A 23,216-nucleotide genomic window follows, 5' to 3' on the forward strand; every position below is an offset into this window, starting at 1 on the left:
TACTGGCCAAACCCATCTGCGAACGAACCAGCCGGACAAGACCAGGAGTTAGGCGAGCGTTTGGTCTCGTTTGCGCGATCCAACCGAAATACAATCGCGGATCACGCGACGAAGCCAATCGAATCGATCCGAGTTGGCGATCGTGTGTTGGCGCACAACCCCGAAGTCGGTTCGGAAGAACGCGAGGGATGGGTGGAGCCCGATTGGTCGAATTATCTAAAGTTGTCTTTGGTGATGCCGAAAGACGACGGTAGCGAGTTGAAGATGGAACTTCTGCGCAGCGAAGATTGGGTGCGTTCGCAGCTGAGTTGGTTGGTCGATGAAGCGGAAGCTGAGTCGAATGACCTAGTCGCTCAGATCCAACTGCTCCCTATAAACGCTCCTGATTCCGAGTTTGAAAGAGATCGACTAAACGTCCCTCTCTCGCCCATGCGCCCGGTCTTTCGAGAGCTACTTCTGACCAATGCCACAATCGAATTGCAGGGCTGGCAGATACAGTCGCTGTTGGTAGAGATGGACCTACCCGAACTCGCGATCACCGGTTCCGCGATTGTGACTGACATTCAATCAGCACCGATGGTCAAAAGTGGTCAGGGCCGCGTTGTGACGGCAACCTTTCATCATAGCAGCGGCGACGTCATTGACCTGACGATCAGTGATAATTTGGACGCGGAAACCATCGGTACGACAAGCAATCACCCATTCTGGTCGGTTGACCGCCAAGAATACGTCCAAGCCGGACGACTTGACAAGGGTGAGCGAGTCCGAACCTACCACGGTGACACGAAACGGGTTGTAAGCAAACTCGCGCGTCCGGGCCCCCAGGCTGTCTACAACATGGAAGTGCACGGGGAGCACGTCTACTATGTAGGCGACCAAGGACTATTAGTCCACAACTCACAAACATACGACTTCGGTGGAGGAGTTGCCTATACAGATTCTCTCGATGACCTTGCCCCAAACAGGGGAGGGCTTGGGCTTGGTCGTTTCGCTCGCGAGATGAACGCGGATGCTTCGACTCGTAGAGTTTTGAACCAAACTCGTGGCAGAGTTTTCGATGATGTAGCGGGACAGTCGGTCGATGGCCGCTTTATCGACCTACAAAGTGAAGTAACCATACGACCGTTTGTTGACGCAAATGGTACGTTGGCTGGCCGAGGATTCCGGGCAGATCGACTCGGAATTGATGTCGAATCATTTGCAACGCGGCCACTTGAGTTTAAGTCCAGTTTCAGAGCGCCGCTGACGAAGGGTCAGCGTCAGGGCTTCCCGTTATTCGAGCAGTTTGGCGGTCAAGTCAGAGGACATGGTGGCGGGTTGGCGTTCCCTCAAGGGACGGTTCTTGATCCGTCAAATGTATTGACTATTCGTCCGCGTGATCTTCCGCGAGCTGCAAGAATTCAGTTTGGCCAGGACCTACGTGACGCGCTGATCCAGTTGCGTTCAGCCCAATAAATCAGATATGAGTTTAAGATGCTTGAAAATGCCCAACAGCTAGCTGAGTCGATTATCCTTGCAGTTGCAAAGGAATTAGCGTCCGATGGATTCGAGTTTGACATTTCGTCAAGTTGTTTCGTGAAGCTAGAAGGAGACTTTCGCCTTCAGTTTCAGATCGCATTGGCGGATAGGCACGGTCGTTTAGTTTGCACGCCTGATGTAGGCGTGCGGAGTGAACGCATTGAAGACATTTTTCATCGCACGTCGGAGTTTTCTGACTCGGACGCGATAAATACGTCAACGCTAGGTGTGAACGTCAAACTGTTGACGCGTTCTTCTGATTACGACGTGTCAGTATCAGAGGCGGCGGATGTCGATGAAGCAGTTCAAAAAATAGTGTGCGCTTTCCGAGAGGTTGCCGTTCCCTACTTCTCGGAGTTCGGAAGCCTGGCAGGAATTGACGCTGCCTTGAACGGCAGCCCTTCCGAACGATGCGTTCACATGATTAACGAGCGTGCACGTTGTTCAAAGGGCTTGATCGTTGCCAAACTCCTAGATCGACCAAATTACGAGGAGCTCCGTCAAATTTATGACGAAAAAGTTTCGCAAGCAGGAGCAATGACATACGAAAAATATTTCGTGCCACTTGTGAATGATCTCGAGCATCTTGGCGTCTCTTAAGTGAATGAAACATGTTTGAAGTGACTTCAGATATCGGGTTCAAGCTGACGCCGACGGCCAAACGACTCACCATCAGGGCGGACTTGCAAGCCGTCGGAACCACAGCGCCGCTTGGATGACGCTTGCGTCTTGTGTGAACCGAAGGTGAACGCGGCGACGGCCACGATGGCCGTCGCAACTTCGGGCGGGATGCCCGCCACGCGCAACTTAGAGCGCACTCGCCGAAGGCAGGCGGGCCCGGATGGCCCGCCAATGAGCCAGCCCGGTGGCAGGACGCCGCCCGGCGGAACGCGACACGAAGCGGTGATCCGCGGTTGATCTATCCAATGGTTCAAAGGTTGGAATTACGGATCAATGTTGCCAACCGTGAAAGTTAGCGACGTCGCGCGTAGCCGGGTCGTAGCGACCGAACGTAGGGAAGGCGCAGCGACGAGGAACGAGGAGCGGAGACCGCACCGGAGTGACCGAGCGGAGACCGGGCGTCGAGAGGAGGGAGCTCGCGCAGCCATGGATGGCGAAGCGCACGACCGACGAACCAAGGCAGGATGCCGATAGAAACGAAAGGCAGGACGCCGTCATCCGCTCATAGAGTACGGTAGCGAAGCGGGTCGGCCTCCGAAGGCCGAGCAGGCGTAGCGGTGGAGCACCAAACGACTTGCAAGGCGGCGGCGATTGCGGTCCTTCGCTGTGAGTGAGGCACAGTCACGTTGCTCTGTAACCGTACACCAGCACCAGTTGGGCGCTTGGGGTTGGTTACTTTTTGCGGGTTCGGCGGCGGGCGCGGCGAGTTTTCTTGCGGTCGGCGGCTTGGCGACGTTCGTCGTCGCGGTATTGCCGGATCGATTCGGGATGTTCTGCCTTCCAGGCATGGGGCGTCATTGATTGCCAGTCGGTTTCGCCGGATAGCGCACGCCGCAGGACATCATCCAAGTACGCTCGCACGTCCAAGTTGTTGCGGATCGCGCTCCCGATGATTGTCATTAAGTTTGCAGCCCGTTCGCCCGCGGCCACCGAGCCTTTGAACATCCAGTTCTTGCGACCCGTCGCCACCCGCTTCATCAACTGCTCGCAGTCGTTGTTGTCCAGCGGGATCGATACATCTTCGGTAAAACGATGGAGTGCCTCCCAGTGCCGACGGACGTAGGCCGCCGCCATCCCAAGGTTGCTCTTGGGAAGCACCTTCGGTGACTGCATCGCTTCACTGGAAAGATAGGCTTCGATCTGATCCAGAACATGACGTGACAGGCTTTGGCGTCGCGAAAGTTGCTCCGGCGCAGTAAGGTGTTTGCATTGATCCTCCACGTCGTAAAGATTTCCAATCAACGACTCAAGTTTCGCCACTTGGATCGGGAACGCACTGCGGCACTCGTCGATCTTGCGACGCGCATGTGCCCAGCACGCTGCGAAAGTGATTCGCGAGTCGCTTCGTATTTGGATCTTCTGAAATCCCGACCAACAGTCGCCAATCAGGTTACCTTCAAAGTCACTCAGCACGTCGTCCGGACCATCACGGTGACGGCTAACCGTGAAGTCGAAAGCGACAACCGGAAGCCGTGAAGCGTAGTAGCCCCAGAAGTTCGCTTTGATGCTTGGCTTGCCTGTGGTCATCGCCTTCTCGAGGACCTCGGTGATACGTTTACCGCGCGGGTGATCCGATAAGTCCGGCATCGCGGCGGGCGTAATCAACAGCACGCCGGTGTCATCACAGCCAACGGTGGGATCTTGTTTCAGAATGCTCTGCAAGTGCTCGGCGAGCGGACGCAGGGCGAACTCGACGGCCGTTTCGATGTTCTGCAGTGTGCTGCGACTGGGCGTCCAGCCGCTGGCCCCGAACATGTCTTGTTGACGATAGAACGGCAGGTGATAGAAGTACTTCCAGGCCACCACCTCGACACCGATCGAGGCGTCGAAGCGATCCCATTCGACGAGGCCCGTGGGCCGCTCGGGGCTGACGATGCCTTGCGCTTTGTCGGTTGGGTGGACGTATTTGGCATACTTGGTTAGTCGGACTTTGAGATCCGCGGGAACCCACTCCAGCGTTTCAACTTCGTCATAGCCGATCAGGGTCAAGCCTTCGCGTTTTCCTTCGGGCACATCGACGATGCGTTCATAGCGCGGCAAATGTTCGGGGAACTTGCGGTCGCCGGTTGCGGAGCGATTTCGTCGTCGCTTCTTCTTGTCTTCTTCGGCATCGTCAACAATTTGTCGAGCGTCGCAGATCGCTTCTTCGAGTGCGCTGATGACTTCGGGCGTGGGCTCTTCGCCCAAGTCGAAATGCAGCTGGCCGTCACAGTCGATGCGTCGCTCACTCTTGCGACCAAAAAGTTGCTTGAGAAGTTTCTCGATCGTCAGGTTCAGCTCGATGTTCTTCTCGTCGAGTTTGTCACGGTCGGACTTAAGTTCTAAGACGCTGTGGGCTTGTTCCTCAATCAGCTTGTCTTTCAACTCCAGTGCGACGGCTTGTTTTTGAATCAACGCATGAGCAGCATCGAGGTCGGCGGGGAGTGGTTTGGGATCCATGATGGCGACATTATAAAGTTCGCCACCAAAAGCGCAAGTGCGTCCCCACGAAAGTCCAAAAGAAAACCGGCCCCGCGAGAATGTTCTCACGAAGCCGGTTGATGCGAAGTGGAACTGATTGATGCGAAGTGGAACTGGCCGGCCAGACGGCCCTACGCCACCATTCGCTTGCGTCTTGTCTTGGCCGATTTCAGTGAGACGCCTGCGATCCACATGGCCAGTTCGACCGAATCGATCGTGACGTGCGTTTGATCACAGGGAGGCGTTGGCAGCTCGACGGTGCCTTGCTCGAGTCGCCTGTACCACAAGGTCAATCCACCAGTCTCCCACCAGAGGGCTTTGATGCGGTCTCGCTTTCGATTGACAAACAGAAACAGCGAACCGTCGGTGACGCTCTTGCCCAACGAGGTGGTGACGATTCCGGTCAGACCATCAAAGCCTTTTCGAAAGTCGACCGGCTCGGTGCACAGATAGATCGGCATGCCATCAGGCAATCCGATCATGGTTGATCCTTGCGCAGTGGATTCGGCTGAGAATCAGTTGGCACTTCGATACGAATGCGGATGCCACCGGGAAGTTCAATCGTCGCGTTCGCGAGATTGGCTGCGGGAGCGGGGCGATCCGGTGTGGCTTGAAACGAGACGGGCACAAACTTGGCCACGACGGGGACTTTCGGATCCCGCGTCGACCGCAGCTTGCGTTTCCAGTTGTAGAAAGACGGCTGCGAAACACCTTCGGCGGAACAGAATTGAGCGACCGTCATCTGAGCTTGCTCAAATCGTTGCAGACGCTCCGTCCAAAGCTTCGCGGTTTCGGCTCGATTCATAGGGTTCTCCATTGGGAAGCAAGGTAAACCCAATAGCCTAAAACCTGCGCCTACAATGGTTTTGGTGTACGGTTACGTTGCTCTTGCTAACCGCCCCTGCACTGGGCCTGATGCCTAGAGTCATCCGCAGTTCCATCAATCCAGCTTAAACTATCAGCCGAATATTTGACTCCCTCACCTCCCGTCACTTTCCTTGCAAAGACCAAATCCTCACGGCGAACCACGAAACTTCGCTGTGTCCTTGAAGATAATCCTGTCACCTTCCCGAATCATTGGTAATTCGCACGATCGCCAAGCCCCATCCACAGTTCGCCAGATCTCTGGTGCGGCTGGACATCGAAAATGACGTGAACCCGCCCTTCGTCAGTGTTATTTCGAGCCTCATGGATTGCTTTGTTGTCGAACCACCACAGCTCTCGCTCCCGAAAAACGACGCGTTCATCACCGCAGATCATTTCACTACCACCTTTGCTCTGCAACACGAGATGATATCGATCTCGTGCCCGATAGTACTCCCCTTCGTCAATATGCGGGTAAACCTGAGAGAATGGGTTCAAGCGAACGATGCTTAGCCGAGCTAGATCACCACCAGTTTCGCGAGCGAATTCGCTGGCCCAGCCATAGATTGCCGGAAAATGTACTGCCAAGCTTGTCGACTCGCTTGGGTGCATGTCGTTGTTGCGAACGCCGGGGGGACGCGAGGACAAGCTGGACCGCAGGGGGATACTGCTTGTTTCTCGCTGCACTCGAATACTCCTTTGCCGCCGTGTGTTTTCGCCCCAAGCGGACTCACCTTGCTGCTTCAGATCCACCAGCATCTCGGCTGTGTCAACATTTCGAATGTACTGAAAATGCTTCCACTCAGAATCTGGCCGTGGTCGCCGAGGCGTCGGTAGCACGTCGATGATCACATGGATTCGCCAATCGGAACCTGTGTTCGTTTCCTCATACGCAACACTGTTGTTCAGCCACCAGACCTCGCCTGCTGCTACACGACAACTAGTATCTCCGCAGACCAGTTGAGATTCACCGTCGCATTGTAAAAGCAAGTGGTAGCGATCTCGGCATTCATAGTAGCTTCCTTGATCAACGTGCTTGTAAACGCGTCCCTTCGGCTTCAATCGAACCAAAAAGACACGCCCAAGATCGCCCCCCACCCGAACCGCGAATTCCTCTGCCCACTGAGACAAGACAGGAAACTGTTTCGACATCCGAGTCCAATTGCTCGCCCGAACGTCGCTCGACTCTACCTCTACCGGAACCGGTTTCTTTGCCGTTCGAATAAAAATCGTTTGTGTGTCTCTTTGGCAGCGAATTTTTTCTTGACGACTGGTATTGCGGAGCCATAGCAAATGATTTGCATGAACCTCCTCTAGCATCGAATCGGTGAAAACGTTGTCTTCGACTCTTTGAACAAACTTATCCATGGTGATTTCGTATCAATTGCGGCGTTGGATTTCAATCTTCGAGATAACTATTCGCGAACCGTTGAATGACAGTTCCCACGGCGGAATTTTTGATGTGAACTTCGTCCTCCCGCCAAACCAGCCTTCGATTGGAATACATCAGCATCTCAAAACTCGGAAAGTAATCAACATTGTCATGCATGGCAGACAGATGACCACAGGCGGCTCGCAAAACACTTTTTGAATAGGTGTTGGCAAGAATAACATCGACGTCACTGTAGGTTGTCTGCAGCGGAACGGGTGACACGGTGAAGATAAACTTCATCTCACGGTTGCACTGCTTGCAAACCAAGTCGATAGTCGACTCCAATGCTTCCACCACACTTGGATAGGTTGCATTCGAAAAACCGAATCGATCGGGGAAGCGTTTTAGAAGATTTGGCTTCGGAGGTAGGTTCACAGGGACATTTAACTCATTGTCTATCCATGTTTCCGTTAACCCCAGCGTGACAAATACAAAATCGCAGTCTTCAATCTCGCGAGTAACCCCGGCAACTTTCGCGCGAACTTCTCGGCAGTCCTCCAGCGGTCGGGGCACCACTTGGGAGCAATGGGGGTCGTACCACAATGAATCATCGACCTGCACAAAACCATCGTTTTCCAGGGAGCGACCTGAGATGACTCGATCCAACTCGAACGCAATTGAATGCGGTGAATACTTGTTGAGTGCCGTCCGTGGACCATGCATCGAAGGCTTGTAGTAATATTCACGAGGCAAGGAGAAGCCCCGGGAAGCAACGTTCACTCCGTGCGAGATCAATTTATCTTCGACATTTCTCGCGAAACATGATCCAATCGTAAAAACCTTTGCCCCCCGAGAAAGCTGAAACTTTGGATTGACGCTCGCGTTGACAATGTCGTCCTCCCGAATTCGATTCCCAGCATTTTCGATTTGATTGCCGTCGACGTACATGAACTTGCGAAATCGATTCGACATCGCTCGCCGCAAAGCCTCCCGCCCGCTGATCGCAGCGTGCGTGCCGGTAGGTAAGACGGGGCCTTGGACTTCATGACGCGGAGTTGGCATTGGATCTCACTGGCGAAAATGCAGGTGCCTGCTTCTAGAGTACAATCGTCACGATACTTTACCCGCTTGCAAAAACTGAGTCAGCTCAATACGTCGTCGCTGCTCCGAAGTGCCTGCTTTGTTTTTCTAGATTCCGAACAGCTTGTCGACGGCGGATTCGCGACGGACTCAGTTTCAGGAATGCGATGACACGATCGACTTCAATTGCTGGTGACTGCTGAAGCAAATTATAATCCACTCGCAAGACGGGGATACTCGGATGCAAGTCAAGGAAGGTCTGCTTTGCCCGCATCAACCGTTCTTGTAGAAGGCGACAATTTTTCTCTGTGACAGGGCTCCAGCCAGCATAGTTGTGCGTACAGCATTGCTGCAAAGACTCCGTTGCCTCTTCGATCGAGCGATCGATAGAAATGACGACCAATCCCTGCCCAGCTGCTCGCAGAAGATGGGGCCCCATCGCGCAAAGCAGTGGATGCTTGCCTCCCGCTATTGTTTCGACGGGGCGGTTCCTCGCTACATTTTTTCGATCAATCACCCACCGCTTAACAAGGCGGTCGGTGCGACGTTCGGATTGCTTTGGAGAAAGATCTGGCAGGGCAATGACATTCTCGCAAATGTTTCTCAGACCGATCGCCTCACCGCCACCATCAGGAACGCGACCGACTAGCTTGTTTCCCATGTAGACACCAAGGTCTCGAAGCATTAACGATACCGCCGTAGTTCCAGAACGGTATATCCCCATCACCGCAACGAACGGATGAGTGGAAAGCGATACATCGCCTGCGTTCAGAAAAAGCTTTGTTTGCTTGATCTCTCGGTTGACGATGTCAGAGTGACCTGCATTTTGTCCAACCATCCATTGGCTGGGAATGTAAGTTGGAACGCTGCGGGCATCTTCCGCTCTTCCGAATCTATGGGCGTGATACTGTCGCTGAATCAGCTGCCCTAGCAGATGATCGATATGAAATCCTGGCTTTTTGTAGGGGCGACAAAGATGCTGCTGCAGCTTCATCATGCTTTCACGCCCGCGAAGAATCATCGCATGCGTGCGATTGACGTTGTATGGCACGAAAACCGATTCACTGATCTGAATCGGCAAAAACCGATCGCCCATCAAGTTCTGACCGCCAAGATATGCGAGCCCGCAATTCTCCGGCAATTCACGCATGAACGTTACGAATCGATCTTTGAAATCGGCACTGAAAATCGCATCGTCTTCAAACACGGCATATGAATTGACGCCGTCGTCCAAACATCGATTCAAAATTGAGAGGTGGGATTGATAGCACCCCCATGCGCCCTTCGATGGCCACAACGGGGGAAGCACGTTCACGCCCTGGCCGTCAAACGCAGAAATGCGTTCCACCTGTGGCAACGGCCATGACTTCGGCAAACCGTCTAGAAACTGCTGCATGCGATCCGGACGTCGATCCAGATTGATGACAAAGCAACGTTCGACTGCGGCGTTTCCCATTTTAAAAATCTTCGTTTCGACCACGAATGCCTAGATCGGAATTTCATTGGCAATGATTTTCTGGATGGCCATTAGGCCGTGCTGGACATTATCGACTCGAACGACATTGTTTCCAACCGTTGTCCGAACACCTCCTCGTAGCCGTTCACGCTTTTGCACATAGAACATGTCAGCATCATTCTTGAAGGTCAACTGAAACAAGCTTCGCAGTCCTCGCCGAATAGCCGTTAAATAAGAATCTGCCCGTTCAATATCTTCCAGCCTGGCAGCCAGCAGATAGGCGTCGGCAAGACCTTCCAGGTAGACGCCAGTTGACGACGCGTGCGGTGGCCCGAACGGCCGGCTAGGATCGTGAAATCGTCCACGGCAATCGGCGTATGGTGCATCGTCCCACTGTTGCACAGCAAGCAGCCAGTCGTTCATCTCCAGAATCCACTTTGCCAGATCGTTATCTGACGTTCTTTCCCAAACACGATAGTAGGCCTGAGTGTGCCATGGAATGAACGCGGGATTTCGGTTTGCGAGGTGCCAACGCTTGTAATGCCATGCTGATCGCATGAAGCGTTCGAGTAATTCGGTATGCTTCAGAAAGTCCCCTGTCGATAGTCGATGGCTCCATGCTAGAAGTGCTTCGCCTGAGTAGAAATTTTGATTGTCGTTCCGTTTGGGGGGAATCAGGAAAGTCCTGAAAGACCCGTCTTCTTGCCAAAGAAAATCGATTGTCCGCATGAACGCATCCTGGAGCGTTGAATAGTCGCTGGATAGCCCGGACTCTTCGATCGCTAGCCACGAAAGAGCAACAGCCCCCAATTTGACTTTCCCAGCATCATCGACTCGCCCTCGTCCGTGATGGTCGATCGACGTGAAGCTCCGAACATTGTGCGCCACGTTTTTGACGAGCGTTTGCTGCAGTTGATCTGACTCAACGGCATAACTTCGATCGCACCGACAAACCCTGGCCAAAGCGAGCGTTGCCATCCATTGCCGAATTTGATTATTGCGTGAAAGATCTTCCTGTCCGGTACTGGGGTAGTACAGATAGGTCATCCGGCCATCTGGCTGTACGGAACGAATCAGATAATTTGCCTGCAGTCGCTCCAGATCGAGCAGTCGCTCGGAAGTGACCTCCGACTCATCTACCGTTGGTGCTCCGTGCAGGAGCTGGTCAACGGTGCTGATGGTCGCATCACCGGCATTGAACCGAACAAGATACTGGCTGGCTCGGAATTTTCGCACGACGGCTTTTCGAATATCGACATCCGCGCTACCGCCTTTCTTACGCTGCAAAACCTGGATCCATTTTTCCAACGAACGGTTTGCGGCAATCGACTTTTGCGGTGTCAACAGAATTTGGCCACCCTGTTCCTGAACGTTATCGACGATCCACCCAACGACCCCGCGGTCAACACGGCCGTCCGGCCAAGCTTTTCTAACGAACGAAACGCGTCGGACATCGCTCGCAATGCAAATTTCAACCGCATCGCAGTGACGCAACGTCTGGTGCGTTAGCTGTTCGAATCCACCTGAAAGGGCATCGCAAACCGTCATGCGATCAAACCGCTGCTCAGCAAGTACGCGTCCTTTCGCACGCCAGCAGAAATGGACCTCCTCAGCGGCGAAACCCAGCTTCTGTTGCCGCTTTACATCAACCCGCCCCGACACGAACAGGTCGACAACAGACTGTCGCAGGACGTCCTTAGGCAACACATCTTCGATTGACGAGGGGACCGCAATCGGGACTGCGGCTGAATTCCTAATCGGAATGAGATGGGTCTCAGCCCAGAACGCCTCGACATCGACGACACCTCTTCGAGATGAAACCTGAGGTAACCCTATGTCATCGCAGAACGCAGCGATCCAATCGCGATGCGACAGACCAGCCTGAGCAATCGCACGAGGTGTGACTAGCCGAAAACGACTCGGGTCTCCGGCGAATGAGATCTTCAAGCCGACTTTGCCTAAGACCGTGTCTTGAAAGAGCCAGCGGCGATCAGGTCCAGAGGCCAGGTCGATCGATCGGGAACGATTGGGGATACAGATTTCGAGATGTTCAATTTTTCCCCACTCAAGCGTACCGAGAACTTCCCGTGCATCGACCACTGCCAATCGAATCGCTTCACATGCATTTCGCGCAGACGTCCATTTCGCCCAGGCGACTGTGGTGCCAATGGAAGCGAGCAAATGGATCGTACCGGACGAGGCCTGCAATCCAGATCTGAGATCATCGTTCAAGGGAACTATCGTTCGATCTATCTCCTCGATCCACTCGAGAAGCCGCCGTGTGTCGATGCGAGAGTCACTGAAGCGTCTGGTAAACACGACTGGCGATTCAAGCGACTCGAAAGAAGATGTCACGCTAGCGTCAATTTGGAAACCGAGCATCTCGCCAAGACGCAACCTGTAATCGATAACCTCCGAGGGCTTTGGCATGCTGTCGGTAGCGTGACGATTCTCGCAGGCTTCGCGAAGTTTTGCGAGCGATTTGTCGCCAAGGTTCAAATTGCCGAGCAGGCCCTCAATCGCTTCCCCAACATCTTCGACGACCAAAACACCGAACTCTTTTGGGAATTCCGAGATTTGCTCAGCAAGGGACCTTGAAGCTAGAATTCCAATCGCACCGCTGCTAGCGTGCGCGTCCAGAAGTCGTTTCGCTAGAGCCGCGTCGACATCCTTGTTGGGCAATAAGACAACCAACGACCTGGGCGGCGAAGACACGAGATCAAACCGACGATCCGTGTCGAAAACAATCGCACTAATCGCCGTGTCCGGTGGACGCCGAACCCAGTGACCAGAGCACCAGACAGCAACTTGCCCCGATCGCCATCCAGGTGTTTCAACTACCATTTCCATGGTGTCTCGACATTCGATTGCTAGATCTGACTTGACCATTCGTCCCCCATCCTCCGCCATACTTTTACCGCTAGAGCCACTATCATAGCCGCAACAACGCGGCCCGGCCTGCGGATGAGCGACGTTTTGCATTGCAAAGGAAAGAGTTTTGTTTAACCCTGAAGAATTCTCGAGTCGCCTGCGTGAAGGCGAAGACTGGATCCAAGAACGATTCGGCGCAGCAACAAAATCGGATGAACAAGACTCTCCGGTTTTCGTGATGGCGTCGAGTTGGCGATCTGGATCAACTCTCTTGCAACGGATGCTAATGCCAAGCTGCTTCGTTTGGGGAGAGCCCTACGGGCACGCTTGGCCAATACAATCATTGCTTGCCCCGTACGCTAGCGTGACGGAGCAATGGCCTGCGGAGGCGAGTCTCTACGACGGGCGACTATCGGATGGCTATGAGGGAAGATTCATTGCCAATCTCTACCCAACGATTCGTGATCTCGACGACGCGTCACGACAGTACATCAAACAACTGTTCAAAGCGTCAGCACAAACCGCAGGGGCGGATCACTGGGGAGCGAAAGAAGTTCGGTGGGATGGGCAAATCGCCCGATCGCTGAAACGTCTTTTCCCATCTGCCAAGTTTCTCTTTTTGATTCGAAACCCTTACGATGCCTACCGTTCCTTTTCAGCGTTTCGTGCTAAAACAAGTCCGTGGTACGACCGCTGGCCAGACAGGGAAGTTACGACAACGCTGTTTGCGAAACACTGGAGCCGGATCACGGAAAGCTTCCTTGAAGTTTCCAACGAAGTTGACGCGAAATTAGTCCGATACGAAAACCTAAATGGTTCCGCGGCCGATGAAATCGAAGAGTATCTTGGCTTTGAATTGAACCGGACTGAACTTGCAAACCGCCCCCAAAGCAATCCCGACCCCAAGGAAACGATCGAAGAAGACGCTGCCGCGGAACTCGATAAATACGTTGCCCCACTGGCCAAACAGCTTCAGTATCAGAACGAAGTAGCCGCAAAGAAAGAGGCGTTAGGTGGTTTCTATACGATTGAGCAGTCGCGATCGAAGTGTGTCATCTTGACGCCTGTTGGGCATTCGATCGAACCCAAATGTGAGCAATCACTCACAAGACTCGAGTCGATGGGCTACGCCGTTCGGAGAGTAAGGGGCTATTCAGCAATCGATCGTGCTCGGAACGAAATAGCGTCGCACGCTCTTCGCGACGATTTCGAGGAAACGATGTGGATCGACAGCGATGTTACTTTTGATCCAGAAGTGATCGATAACATGCGGTCCTTGGGTGAACCAATCCTTGCCGGAATTTACCCCCAAAAAGGATTCCAGAAAATTGCATGCCGGGTGCTTCCGGAAACAAGGAGTATTCAGTTCGGTCAGAACGGTGGGCTTATGGAAGTCCGCTATGTCGCAGCCGGATTCTTGCTGGTGCATCGATCGGTCTACAAGACAGTCCAAACTCAACTTGCCCTACCACTTTGCAATGAAATATTCGGAGGCGGAGTTGCCCCTTACTTCCAACCGATGGTAATCGATCATGGCGGATCACCGCTTTATCTCGCAGAAGATTTTGCGTTCTGCGAGCGAGCACGCCAGTGTGGATATAACATCATGGTCGATACACGAATACGGCTCGGACACGTGGGCAGCTACGAATACAGCTGGGAGGATTCTGGAAAGCAACTTGAGCGAGTCCAAAACTTCACTCTCCGGCTCGGCCAGAACTAACCGAAAATTGCGTTATCTCAATGCGATTCTTCGTTCAAGGGCTGTTGCGAATGAAAGGTGAACGGAACAAGGATCTTACGAAAGCGAAAGCTGCACAGCGCAGAAGAGACGAGCCACTCAACGGAACCTGCTGCACTCTTTCCGCGTCGGGTGCAGCAATCGTCCATGCCGGAAAGCGGCATTGGCGCAGGAACGGAATGCAGGGCTGCGTACGCAGTTGGGGGCGACAAGATTTGCTTGCGCCACGACGTCAGGACCTACGGAATCGACTCGTGCCGGGTTCAGGCTTGGGACGCTGAGCTTCGGATTCGAGGATCGCCTTGGCGAGTCCAGCGACGCGATCGGTGTTCACTTGTCGTCGCAGGGATTCAAGGAAAACGAAGCGACGATGCTGCTTGCGTTGCTGGCCTTCAATCTCAATACGATCTGCCGCAACGAACTCGAAGATGCGGTGGGTGATTGCTGGGACATGCAGCGGTTCGTCAATTTCATGCTGAAGGTTGGCGGCTGAATGGTCAAGCATTCACGCCGATTAGTTCTGCGAATCGCTCAGTCGGCCGAGCCGTTGTGGTCCCGCGTGATCGAGCGGCTTGAAGGCAGGCAAGTGACGCTGCCGAAGCCGAGTGTCGGCCAAGACTTCATGCCTCCACCGGAGCACGCTCACCTGCAAGAAGTGCTTCGTCACGAAAGGCACCCATCGACACGAAGCACGGCTTTGGGGAGGGGCCGTTGCGCGCTCACCGACCGAACCAACCCCGAAATCAATCACGCCGGTGCTCCAAACCGCCTTGTCAACAAATCAAGTCGCATTCAGACGCTTGGTAAATAATGCGGGTTCACTAGCGGATCGTCATGGCCGAGGAGGTAAGGGAACAATTCTAGATATCCAGCACCCTGGCCGGTCCATGAAGATCGCGACCTTGAGGGGTGCCCCCATGACCGCGCTGACCAATCGCGATACATGGAACTCGCCCCGGCATCTTTCCACCTTGCAATGCACCCCCGTGTCGGCCACAGGGTCCCGTTGATCAGGCAACGGAACGGGCGCAGGCCCCGGCAAGCCCGTCTCGTTTCAGAAACAGAAAAAGGTTCCAGGACTCATAAAAGTGGCGAACAGAAAAAGGTTCCAGGACTCATAAAAGTGGCGGAACAGAAAAAGGTTCCAGGACTCATAAAAGTGGCGATCACTTCTGATTCGCCTGAAGCAGGACACCTGAGCCATTAAAACTAGACGGGCTCCCCGGGCGAGCGGCAGCGGACACGGAAGGGGCAAAGACGCGACACCGCGATCGCGATACGCCACAGCCAAGTTTGCGATCGCAATCGTTTGTGCGATGACGGCAGTGGGATTCGCCCGAATTCCGGATCGGCCGGTTGGCGTTTCTTTGAAGGAGGGAAACCCGCCTGCCACGAGCGTCGGTTATGGCTTTTGCGCCTTGGCGCCAAACTGGGACATCTTGTTTGGATTCATGAGCTGTATCACCAACATCTTCATGTCGATCGCCGTCGCTATCCGCCGTCCTGGGGTACAGCCATGAATGTCGAACAAATGAAGACGATCTCAAACGAAGCAAGAAGCGAGTCGGCACATCTCAATCGGTGATGCCGAAACGGACGAAAAATGTAACAAGCAATGGAATAAAGTAGCACGACAGCCCCCATCATGCGAACAACCGCCGACAAGGAGACAAGGCCGAACGCGTGTGAGTGCCAAAGCGAGGATCCAGTGGAATCCAGCATCACGGGCAATAGTGCCAGCATCAGGAAGGAATGCAGGTAAATGTAACCAAGGACAACAAGGTGAGATGGCGAACCGAGGTAGGAATCCCGCAGCCCAATTCGCGTATAGGGGTGTGATACATCGCGTCCACGCATCCGATCAAGCAGCACAAGAGCGAGGGTGCAGACGAGGATCATGAGGAAAAGCACGGAATCACCAGCGTCGGAAGGCGTATCGCGTTAGTGGGTAAGGTCAGCCTTCGAGGCAATGCCCGGCCCAGTCGGACAGCACCAGGATTCACGGGGAGGGCCGCGAAAACATTGATCGGTTGAAACGCGTGACATCCGACTCCCAGGCAATCCATTGGTGATCCACCAGCATGGGTTCCATACGCTGTCACAGCACTGCGTGGCCAACGCCGAATTGTAGCTCGGGCGAGCTTCCCGCCCGAGACATTAAGAACGAGTTCAAGGCTGCCACGCCCGTAAACCCAGCATTGCAGCCCCCAACCGACACCCGCACTGAAAGCGTACTTTGCCCGGTATCGCGAAGTGCCAGAGGTGATGGCCAGTGCTGATGCTAGGAAACGTGTTCAGGAAACCGGATCGCAATCCCAGCCGTGTCGCCGGAATTACGCAGGGGCGGCACGGCGGTTGCACAAGGCATTGCCGTACCGCGACACGCTTGAACCACTGAAAAAGAAAACGACCATGAACCCTGCTACTGCTTGCATTCTGTGCCAATCGCTAATCGTCGTGGCGACAACGGTGGCGGCCAGCGGGCAAGAACCATCATCAACTTCCTCGGATGGCAACAACGCCGAGCTACATACTCGCTCCTCAAACATGATCGCGACCGTCGAAGACGCAATCTTCACACAGACCAACGCGTTTCGAAAGTCAAATGACTTGGGTGGGGTGCAGCGGGATGACCACTTGATGCAAGCGGCCGAGAAGTTCGCAGAGTTCATGGCTCGTACGGACAAATACGGACACCGAGCAAACGGTCAATCGCCGGCCCAGCGGGCAGAGGCGGCTGGGTATGACTACTGTGTCGTCCGCGAGAACATTGCCTACCGCTCGAACACAGGTGAAATTACCGCCGAAACGTTGATTGAAGTCTTCGTTCAAGGATGGATCGACTCACCACCACATCGCGAGAACATGCTAGCCGACTATGCTACTGAAACGGGCGTCGGAGTCGCGACGACTGACGAAATCACCTACTACGCCGTGCAGATGTTCGGTCGTCCAAAGTCAGCGGCCTTCCAGCTGACGCTAATCAACAAATCAGAGGAAACTAAAACAGTAGTCTTTCGCGCCAATGATGAGCAAGACGAAGTGGAACTTCAGCCGCAAATGACCCTAAGGATGACACGGTGTCTTCCGACCAAAATTTCATTACCGGGAAGCGGCGTTTCCAAGCGGATGACATCCCGCGCAACCTTGACCATTACGGACGAAGGAATCACGGAGTCTGATTGATCGACCTTAGTAGGATTTCCCAGAACCCGTTCGTTTCGTGCACACGCGATTTCGGGAACGCCCCATCTCGCACCCTCCATCCGAAGAATTGAACCATGCCCCAAGAATGCCTGATTGCTGAGTTCACTGACGTCACCTCCTTTCGCACCGCGTTGGAAGTACTGGAAAAATCGCAGTTTTCCGAACGTGACGTTTCGCTAGTGACCAAATCGGACCAAGTCTCCGAATCCGTGATAGGTGACACGAAAGACACCAAGCCAGCGTCGCCCCCGGCTGGCAAAACCACTGGGGCAGCGACGATTGCCGGTGGCACGCTGGGCGCGATGTTAGGCACCGCGACGTTGATGGGCCCGATGTTGGTGGCTGGGCCGCTGATTGGAATGGCCGCCGGCGCTGCCGGTGGTAGTGTTCTGTCAGCTATCGAAAGCTGGGGCGTCCACCGCGACGTAGGCAAGGGTTATGAAGAACGGGTCCGCAACGGTTCGCAATTGATCGTGCTAACCGGCAAAGATATCGACCTGTCTGAGGGAGAGCAGCTACTGAAAACCTGTGGCCCGAAATCGCTAGAGCGGTTTCAGCCTGTGGCTTGAGTCGTCGTTAGACGAGACCTTTTGGCCTACTGTTGATTTTCCCGGATCAACTGGATGATCTTTTTGGGACCTGGAAGTCGTTCGGCAACGACCTCCAAGTCATCTTGCCCAGAACTTGAAATCCCGACGCTGCCCACATTCAGCAGTCGCTGCATGAATGACTGATCAAGCTGAATATTTCGCACGTCGTCATGCTGAACTTCCGACGTCTCGCGTGAGACGATGCCACGCTGATAGATCGTCCGGTCGTCAGTCACAGTCAATGTCGTGAAACGACTCAGCAGCACCCAATAACCTATGACAACAGCCTCGACCGAGAGCGTGATTGCGGACACCCAGGTCAGCAGCGACGCCGGACCTAGCGACATGGTATCGTTCAACGAATAGCCAGCGATGGCCATGCCAGTGATGGAGAGGATCATGGCGACAGCGGCGACTAGAAAAATCATGCCAAGGATTAGCGTCGCGACAGGTCGCGCACGCAAGACGACAGGGTGGACCTTGATCAGCGTGCGTTCATCAGGATCCGCGGCCAGACGCTTTCCACTTGCGGTCTTCTCATCAACTTCTTGAACCGAAGTTACCACCGCGGTCGGCATTTCCATCTCGAAAGGCTTGCGACACTCCGGACAGACGATCGGACCATCGAGGTGATCAATCGTGCTATCAACGTCGTGATTGCAGTAGGGGCATATGGCGGAGAGAACTTGCATGAGACTGGCTTTCGGCGATGAAGGATCGTTCGTAACGAGCGGTTCGGCGCAGGCCATCCGATCCTACGTCGACGAACCGGACGGCCCGCACCGTCCTGTCTGAGTCACGCAAGTCGCATGCCACATGGAGGCGTTCGGATGGAAACAGGTCAAACGATAGCCCAAGGTGAACGCTAAACGACCAAACGCCACCATCGAAAGGACGCAATCCTTGCCGACTCGCAAGAAAGTGTGTGCTGCGTTGGATGAGTCAATCAACCAGCCTGCCGCTGGTGGAAACGAGTTATCGTAAGCGGAGCGTTCGAAACCGGACGGCAAACGCAGCAGCAGTTCGACACTTGCCCCAAGTATCAGACGATCTGACACTGAAACGCCAGCAGGTCGCGACGATCTGGGAATGGATGACGAGCGAACCGGTGAAGAAATTTCGCTTGACGTCCACAACGATCGATTCGGCGACAACGGCGAGAGGGCCGCCGAAGCACGTAGTCGCGCTGACGTGATCAAAGACGGTGTCCAGAGAGCGATCGCGGCCGCAGCGGGTCGGCGATGAAGCGAGATCGCACAAATCTTGACAACTACACCGCTCAGCGATCCAAGCATGACCAGGATGCACATTGGGTTTAATTTCACCTGGACGCCAATCGATCAGTATGGCGACAGCTGACGACGCTAGAAAGTTGGAAATTCAAACAAGCACTGCATAGATCAAGCTGAAAGCGGACATGAAAACAGCGTTGGATGCAACTGACGACGAACAACCGCAGAGTATTCTGCGTCAGTTTTGAAAGTAGCGGCACAGCGTAAGGTGCCTGGTGCCTGAGTTCCGCTACGTATTTGAGCGGCATCGTATTTGCACCCCAGAATCATCGCACTAAATCAAACACGTCAGCTGGAGCTTTACTGATGAATGCCATAACGATCGCCCCCCGCACGCGAACCGAGCTTGTTGATTTGATTGGCAAAGAGTCGGGAACATGCGTTTCGCTGTTGATGCGAACTCACAAAAATGGGCGTGAGACGACACAGAACTCCATCCGCTTCAAAAATCTGATCAGCGAAGCAATCGAAAAAGTTGGCGACCGTTGTGACACGTTACAAGGCCGGCTTCAAGAGTTTGCAAAGCTGGAACATGACGAGAAGTTCTGGCAGAACCAGTCCGAAGGTTTCGCCCTCTTTGCGTGCGAGGACTTCGATCAGCGTTTCAAACTCGGGCACTCGCCGGATGAACTTGTCTACGTTGCCGACCATTTCTACACGCTGCCAATTGCCAGCGTTTGCTGCGGCGGCGGCAGCACTCGGGTGTTGGCCTTGAGTTGGGAACGTGCCCGACTGTTCTCGTGTGAGGGCCACACGGCGCAGGAGATATGCAACGAACAATTCCCCGTGGAAATGGACGAATTGGTGACTGAGCGGGATGCCGAAGAGCAATTGCAATTTTCGACCCACTCGACACAAGGCGGTGGCCCGGCTGGTCCCAATGGTGGTTCGACGGCGATGTACCACGGGCATGGGGAGGGCGAAGGAAAGATCGCCGCGGATCGAGACATGTACTTGACTCGGGTCGGTCGGATGGTTGCCGACGTCACCTACAATACGAAGCACCCGCTTATCGTCGTTGCAACCGAAGAGGTCGCGGGGCATTTCACCTCGACAACAGATGTCGATGTCGTGGAAGTGATTCACGCTAGCCCCGATGGTTTGGAAGACCAAGATTTGCAAAAACGAATTGTCGAAGCGTCACACCGATTGCTAAAAAAGTCCGGTGAGGCGTTCACTGAACAGCTCGGTACCGCGATCGCGAAGAACGCTGGGTCAACTGACTTGGCGGATATTGTCGTGCAGGCCGCTAATGGGCGTGTCGACACGTTGCTGATCGGTAGCGTTGGACTGCAGTATGGCAACTTCGATCGAGACAGCCGGAAAGTCGAGATACACGAGGACGGGGAAACCGAGTTGGTCAACCTGGCTGTTCGGGAGACACTGCAAGCCGGTGGCTCCGTTGCCGAGCTCGCGAGCGATGGCGGGGATCGACGCATTGCCGCGATCTATCGCTTCTAAGACTCCTGTATCATCGCGGACGCTCCACCGCTCGCCGGGCTTGGCCAGCGAGCGGCACCTACGCTGCGGCGTCTTTAGCCGCCAGTACCTCAACAGTCACGATCCGAGCCCAGCGGTCGACATCGGCTCGCATTTCCTGTCGCTCGCTAAGCTTAACCCACACGTCCACGTAGGTTCGCTGGCTAACACCCGCGTCAGTTCATGTTTCGGCATCCGACCTAAGAACACTTAAAAAGGAATTCTAGCGAATCCCAACCTAATGTTTTATCTCTACATCTATCTCGCGACGCTTGTTGGTGCCCTTTGCACGATCGTTGCGTTAACCGCGATGCGGCGTCGCGAAAAGCACAATGTGGGGAAGTTTGGTTGGCTACTGCTGTTGCTCCTGACGCCGCCTGTCGGACTAATCCTGTTCCTGATCTTTAGTGGTAAGAAAATATCTGCGGAACATGCTAACCGTGACACAGTCGTGCTGCCAAAGCCGGACGAACCTGACGCAGAGGTCAAAAGCTCGATCGCTGAGATTGCGACAATCCGTGGGATACCGAGGCCCAGCAAGAACAATCGACTGGAGATCAAATTTTCGCCAGAATCGATGCACCAATCACTTCTAGCGTTGATTGACTCTGCTGAAAAACGTCTCTTCGTTCACACCTTCATTCTATGCGACGACGAGATTGGCAATCAGATCACTGATCGGTTATGCGAGAAGGCCAGCGCGGGCGTGGAGGTTCGATTGATGGTCGACGGGGTGGGTGCGTTCATGCTGTCCGACTACTTGCTTAACCGGGTGCAAAAAGCGGGCGGGCACACGACTCGCTTTAAACCGATATCCAAATTTGCACGATTCGCCTACCTCAACTTTCGCAACCATCGCAAGTGCGCTATCGCGGACGGGAATCGTGCGTTCCTGGGTGGCGCGAACTTTGTCGAATACGAGATCACGAAGGATCCGGACGACGAAACCTGGGTCGATTATGGAATGGTCATCGAGGGCACGGCCGCAAGGCAAGTCGAGGCAATCTTCGTATCGGACTGGAACTTTACCAGTGGTGATGAAGTTGTGCGTACGACAGACAACATCCCTGAAATTTCGCATTCGGACGGCGATCAGACGACGTTGCAAGTAATTCCCGTTGGGCCAGATGGGCCACGCGAGATTCTTGACGATCTATGGTTGACGGCAATCAGCCGTGCAAAGGATCGAGTCTGGATTGTGACGCCATACTTTGTGCCACCCCCGATGGCGATGCGTTCGCTAGCGATGGCTGCGCGTCGGGGCGTTGACGTGCGAATCATCTATCCGAATGAATCCGATATGTGGCCAGCGGATTACGCGAGGCGCGACTATGTAACCGACCTCGACGAACTAGGTGCTCAGCTACATCGTTTTCCGGACCAGATGGTTCACGCAAAGATGCTGCTCGTCGATCGCGAAGTCGTCTACGCCGGGTCGGCCAATTTTGACATGCGAAGCTTCTTTCTCAATTACGAACTGGTCGTTGGCATCTTCAATGAAAAGAAGATTGACGACGTGGCCGACTGGTTCGAGACACTGGCTAGCCGCTGCGTGAATGGACCGAAGGAAGATAATTGGAAGCGCAAATTCCTAGGCGTGATGACACGAATCTTCGGAGAGGAATTGTAGTGGGATTCGCCAGAATTCCTTATCAGCACTTCGTCAACAAGAACCCTGGCGAATCTCACGACAACAAACGGCACGAACTAAAAAGCGGGAATTCTACGATGACAACGACAACCGCGACAACGACGCATTCATCCAACAACAATTCTTGGCGGGGCTTTGAAACCAAGTCGCTCCCCGAAGTCCAATCGTGGGTCGAGCCGCTTGGTCGCGCCGGGCATATCGCGAAGGGAATCGTTTACGGAATCATCGGTGCATTGGCTTTCATGCTGGCTATTGGCGCGGGCGGCGAAGTTTCAGGATCACGTGAAGCCGTCCGGCAAATTGGCGAGCAACCGTTCGGTCGTGTGATGTTGGGCATGGTCGCTATTGGTTTGCTTGGTTACACAACCTGGCGTTGGGTCCAAGCCGGCAAGGACACCGAGGGCGTGGGGACCGATGCCAAAGGGATCACCAAACGTCTGGGTTACATGATCAGCGGTATCGCCTATTTGTCGCTCGGCGTCTTCGCTGGTTCACTCGCACTAGGCTTCAGCGGTGGATCCAATGGAGGTTCGAGCTCCATTCTTGATTCCACTTGGGGCCGAGTCGGTTTGGGCATGGCCGGTGCAGTCACGATCGGAGTCGCGATTTATTTCATTTACAAGGCCTATCAAGCGAAGTTCATGGAGCAGTACGACTTTGGCCGGATGAGCGAATCGGCGAGACAGTTTGCGTTGTACGCAGGGCGTGCTGGCCTGAGCACCCGCGGGGTTGCGTTTGCCATCATCGGCGGCTTCATCCTGCGCTCGGCAATTCGCGGAACGGCGAATGGCGAGGTCGCGGGCATGAGTGACGCTCTGGCGGCGATTGCGGCACAACCATTTGGAAAGGTATTGATAGGAATTGCTGGATTCGGCCTGGTGTGCTATGCGGTTCACATGCTCCTGCTGGGCTGGTATCGCCGGTTCAATGTTGGCAAATGAAGCATTCGCGTAA

At 54.3% G+C, this 23,216-nt stretch carries 18 protein-coding genes; 10 read left to right on the forward strand and 8 right to left on the reverse strand.

From position 1 onward, the window contains the following. Positions 1 to 147: 147 nt before the first annotated feature. Together K227x_RS25135 and K227x_RS25140 are read left to right on the forward strand one after the other, a co-directional pair. Positions 148 to 1,455, forward strand: a complete 1,308-nt coding sequence (locus K227x_RS25135) for a polymorphic toxin-type HINT domain-containing protein (RefSeq protein ID WP_218933514.1) — start codon at positions 148 to 150, stop codon at positions 1,453 to 1,455. 18 nt (positions 1,456 to 1,473) lie between these two features. Further along, a complete protein-coding gene (locus K227x_RS25140; protein ID WP_145174481.1) occupies positions 1,474 to 2,118 on the forward strand; it encodes a hypothetical protein in 645 nt (214 codons plus the stop codon). A gap of 753 nt (positions 2,119 to 2,871) precedes the next feature. On the opposite strand, the gene K227x_RS25145 is transcribed toward K227x_RS25140, so the two are convergent. The 7 genes from K227x_RS25145 to K227x_RS25175 form a co-directional block, all read right to left on the reverse strand. Further along, the gene (locus tag K227x_RS25145; RefSeq protein WP_145167544.1) at positions 2,872 to 4,638 is read right to left on the reverse strand and encodes an IS66 family transposase; all 1,767 of its coding nucleotides are present in this window, start codon (positions 4,636 to 4,638) and stop codon (positions 2,872 to 2,874) included. Positions 4,639 to 4,790: 152 nt separating this feature from the next. Next, the gene (tnpB, locus tag K227x_RS25150) at positions 4,791 to 5,141 is read right to left on the reverse strand and encodes an IS66 family insertion sequence element accessory protein TnpB (protein WP_145167546.1); all 351 of its coding nucleotides are present in this window, start codon (positions 5,139 to 5,141) and stop codon (positions 4,791 to 4,793) included. Further along, positions 5,138 to 5,464 carry an IS66 family insertion sequence element accessory protein TnpA gene (tnpA, locus tag K227x_RS25155; RefSeq protein ID WP_145167548.1) on the reverse strand — a complete coding sequence of 109 codons (327 nt, stop codon included), beginning with the start codon at positions 5,462 to 5,464 and terminating at the stop codon, positions 5,138 to 5,140. The genes tnpB and tnpA overlap by 4 nt, the downstream gene beginning before the upstream one ends. A 269-nt stretch (positions 5,465 to 5,733) precedes the next feature. Then, on the reverse strand, positions 5,734 to 6,891 hold the full coding sequence (locus K227x_RS25160; RefSeq protein WP_145174484.1) for an aspartyl/asparaginyl beta-hydroxylase domain-containing protein: 1,158 nt from the start codon (positions 6,889 to 6,891) through the stop codon (positions 5,734 to 5,736). A 31-nt stretch (positions 6,892 to 6,922) separates the two neighbouring features. Next, a complete protein-coding gene (locus K227x_RS25165; protein ID WP_145174487.1) occupies positions 6,923 to 7,957 on the reverse strand; it encodes a GSCFA domain-containing protein in 1,035 nt (344 codons plus the stop codon). A gap of 85 nt (positions 7,958 to 8,042) precedes the next feature. Next, positions 8,043 to 9,431: a glycosyltransferase family 25 protein gene (locus K227x_RS25170; RefSeq protein WP_391540396.1), complete on the reverse strand. Its 1,389-nt coding sequence runs from the start codon at positions 9,429 to 9,431 to the stop codon at positions 8,043 to 8,045. Between the two features lie 30 nt (positions 9,432 to 9,461). Next, on the reverse strand, positions 9,462 to 11,135 hold the full coding sequence (locus tag K227x_RS25175; RefSeq protein ID WP_145174493.1) for a hypothetical protein: 1,674 nt from the start codon (positions 11,133 to 11,135) through the stop codon (positions 9,462 to 9,464). 1,405 nt (positions 11,136 to 12,540) lie between these two features. Here K227x_RS25175 and K227x_RS25185 point away from each other — a divergent pair. The 4 genes from K227x_RS25185 to K227x_RS25200 all read left to right on the forward strand — a co-directional run bounded on the left by K227x_RS25185 (position 12,541) and on the right by K227x_RS25200 (position 17,819). Further along, entirely contained in the window at positions 12,541 to 14,025 is a 1,485-nt protein-coding gene (locus K227x_RS25185; RefSeq protein ID WP_261343469.1) for a sulfotransferase, read from the forward strand. Between the two features lie 388 nt (positions 14,026 to 14,413). Next, the gene (locus K227x_RS31485; RefSeq protein ID WP_261343416.1) at positions 14,414 to 14,536 is read left to right on the forward strand and encodes a hypothetical protein; all 123 of its coding nucleotides are present in this window, start codon (positions 14,414 to 14,416) and stop codon (positions 14,534 to 14,536) included. Positions 14,537 to 16,455: 1,919 nt separating this feature from the next. Beyond that, positions 16,456 to 17,229 (forward strand): CAP domain-containing protein, encoded by a 774-nt coding sequence (locus K227x_RS25195; protein ID WP_145174502.1) that lies wholly within the window; start codon positions 16,456 to 16,458, stop codon positions 17,227 to 17,229. 95 nt (positions 17,230 to 17,324) lie between these two features. Beyond that, the gene (locus tag K227x_RS25200) at positions 17,325 to 17,819 is read left to right on the forward strand and encodes a DUF1269 domain-containing protein (RefSeq protein ID WP_145174506.1); all 495 of its coding nucleotides are present in this window, start codon (positions 17,325 to 17,327) and stop codon (positions 17,817 to 17,819) included. Positions 17,820 to 17,845: 26 nt separating this feature from the next. Here the strand turns inward: K227x_RS25200 and K227x_RS25205 are convergent, their stop codons facing one another. After that, complete coding sequence (locus tag K227x_RS25205) at positions 17,846 to 18,589, reverse strand: PH domain-containing protein (RefSeq protein WP_246146236.1); 744 nt, start codon at positions 18,587 to 18,589, stop codon at positions 17,846 to 17,848. A gap of 340 nt (positions 18,590 to 18,929) precedes the next feature. Here K227x_RS25205 and K227x_RS30870 point away from each other — a divergent pair, with 340 nt between their 5' ends. From K227x_RS30870 to K227x_RS25220, 4 genes are all read left to right on the forward strand, one after another. Continuing rightward, the gene (locus K227x_RS30870; protein ID WP_218933516.1) at positions 18,930 to 19,085 is read left to right on the forward strand and encodes a hypothetical protein; all 156 of its coding nucleotides are present in this window, start codon (positions 18,930 to 18,932) and stop codon (positions 19,083 to 19,085) included. Between the two features lie 353 nt (positions 19,086 to 19,438). Next, on the forward strand, positions 19,439 to 20,593 hold the full coding sequence (locus K227x_RS25210) for a baeRF3 domain-containing protein (RefSeq protein WP_145174512.1): 1,155 nt from the start codon (positions 19,439 to 19,441) through the stop codon (positions 20,591 to 20,593). Between the two features lie 259 nt (positions 20,594 to 20,852). Further along, positions 20,853 to 22,241: a phospholipase D-like domain-containing protein gene (locus K227x_RS25215; RefSeq protein WP_145174515.1), complete on the forward strand. Its 1,389-nt coding sequence runs from the start codon at positions 20,853 to 20,855 to the stop codon at positions 22,239 to 22,241. A gap of 98 nt (positions 22,242 to 22,339) precedes the next feature. Further along, complete coding sequence (locus K227x_RS25220; protein WP_145174517.1) at positions 22,340 to 23,203, forward strand: DUF1206 domain-containing protein; 864 nt, start codon at positions 22,340 to 22,342, stop codon at positions 23,201 to 23,203. Positions 23,204 to 23,216 lie beyond the last annotated feature (13 nt).

Origin of the sequence: Rubripirellula lacrimiformis (assembly GCF_007741535.1) — a bacterium.
GTDB lineage: Bacteria > Planctomycetota > Planctomycetia > Pirellulales > Pirellulaceae > Rubripirellula > Rubripirellula lacrimiformis.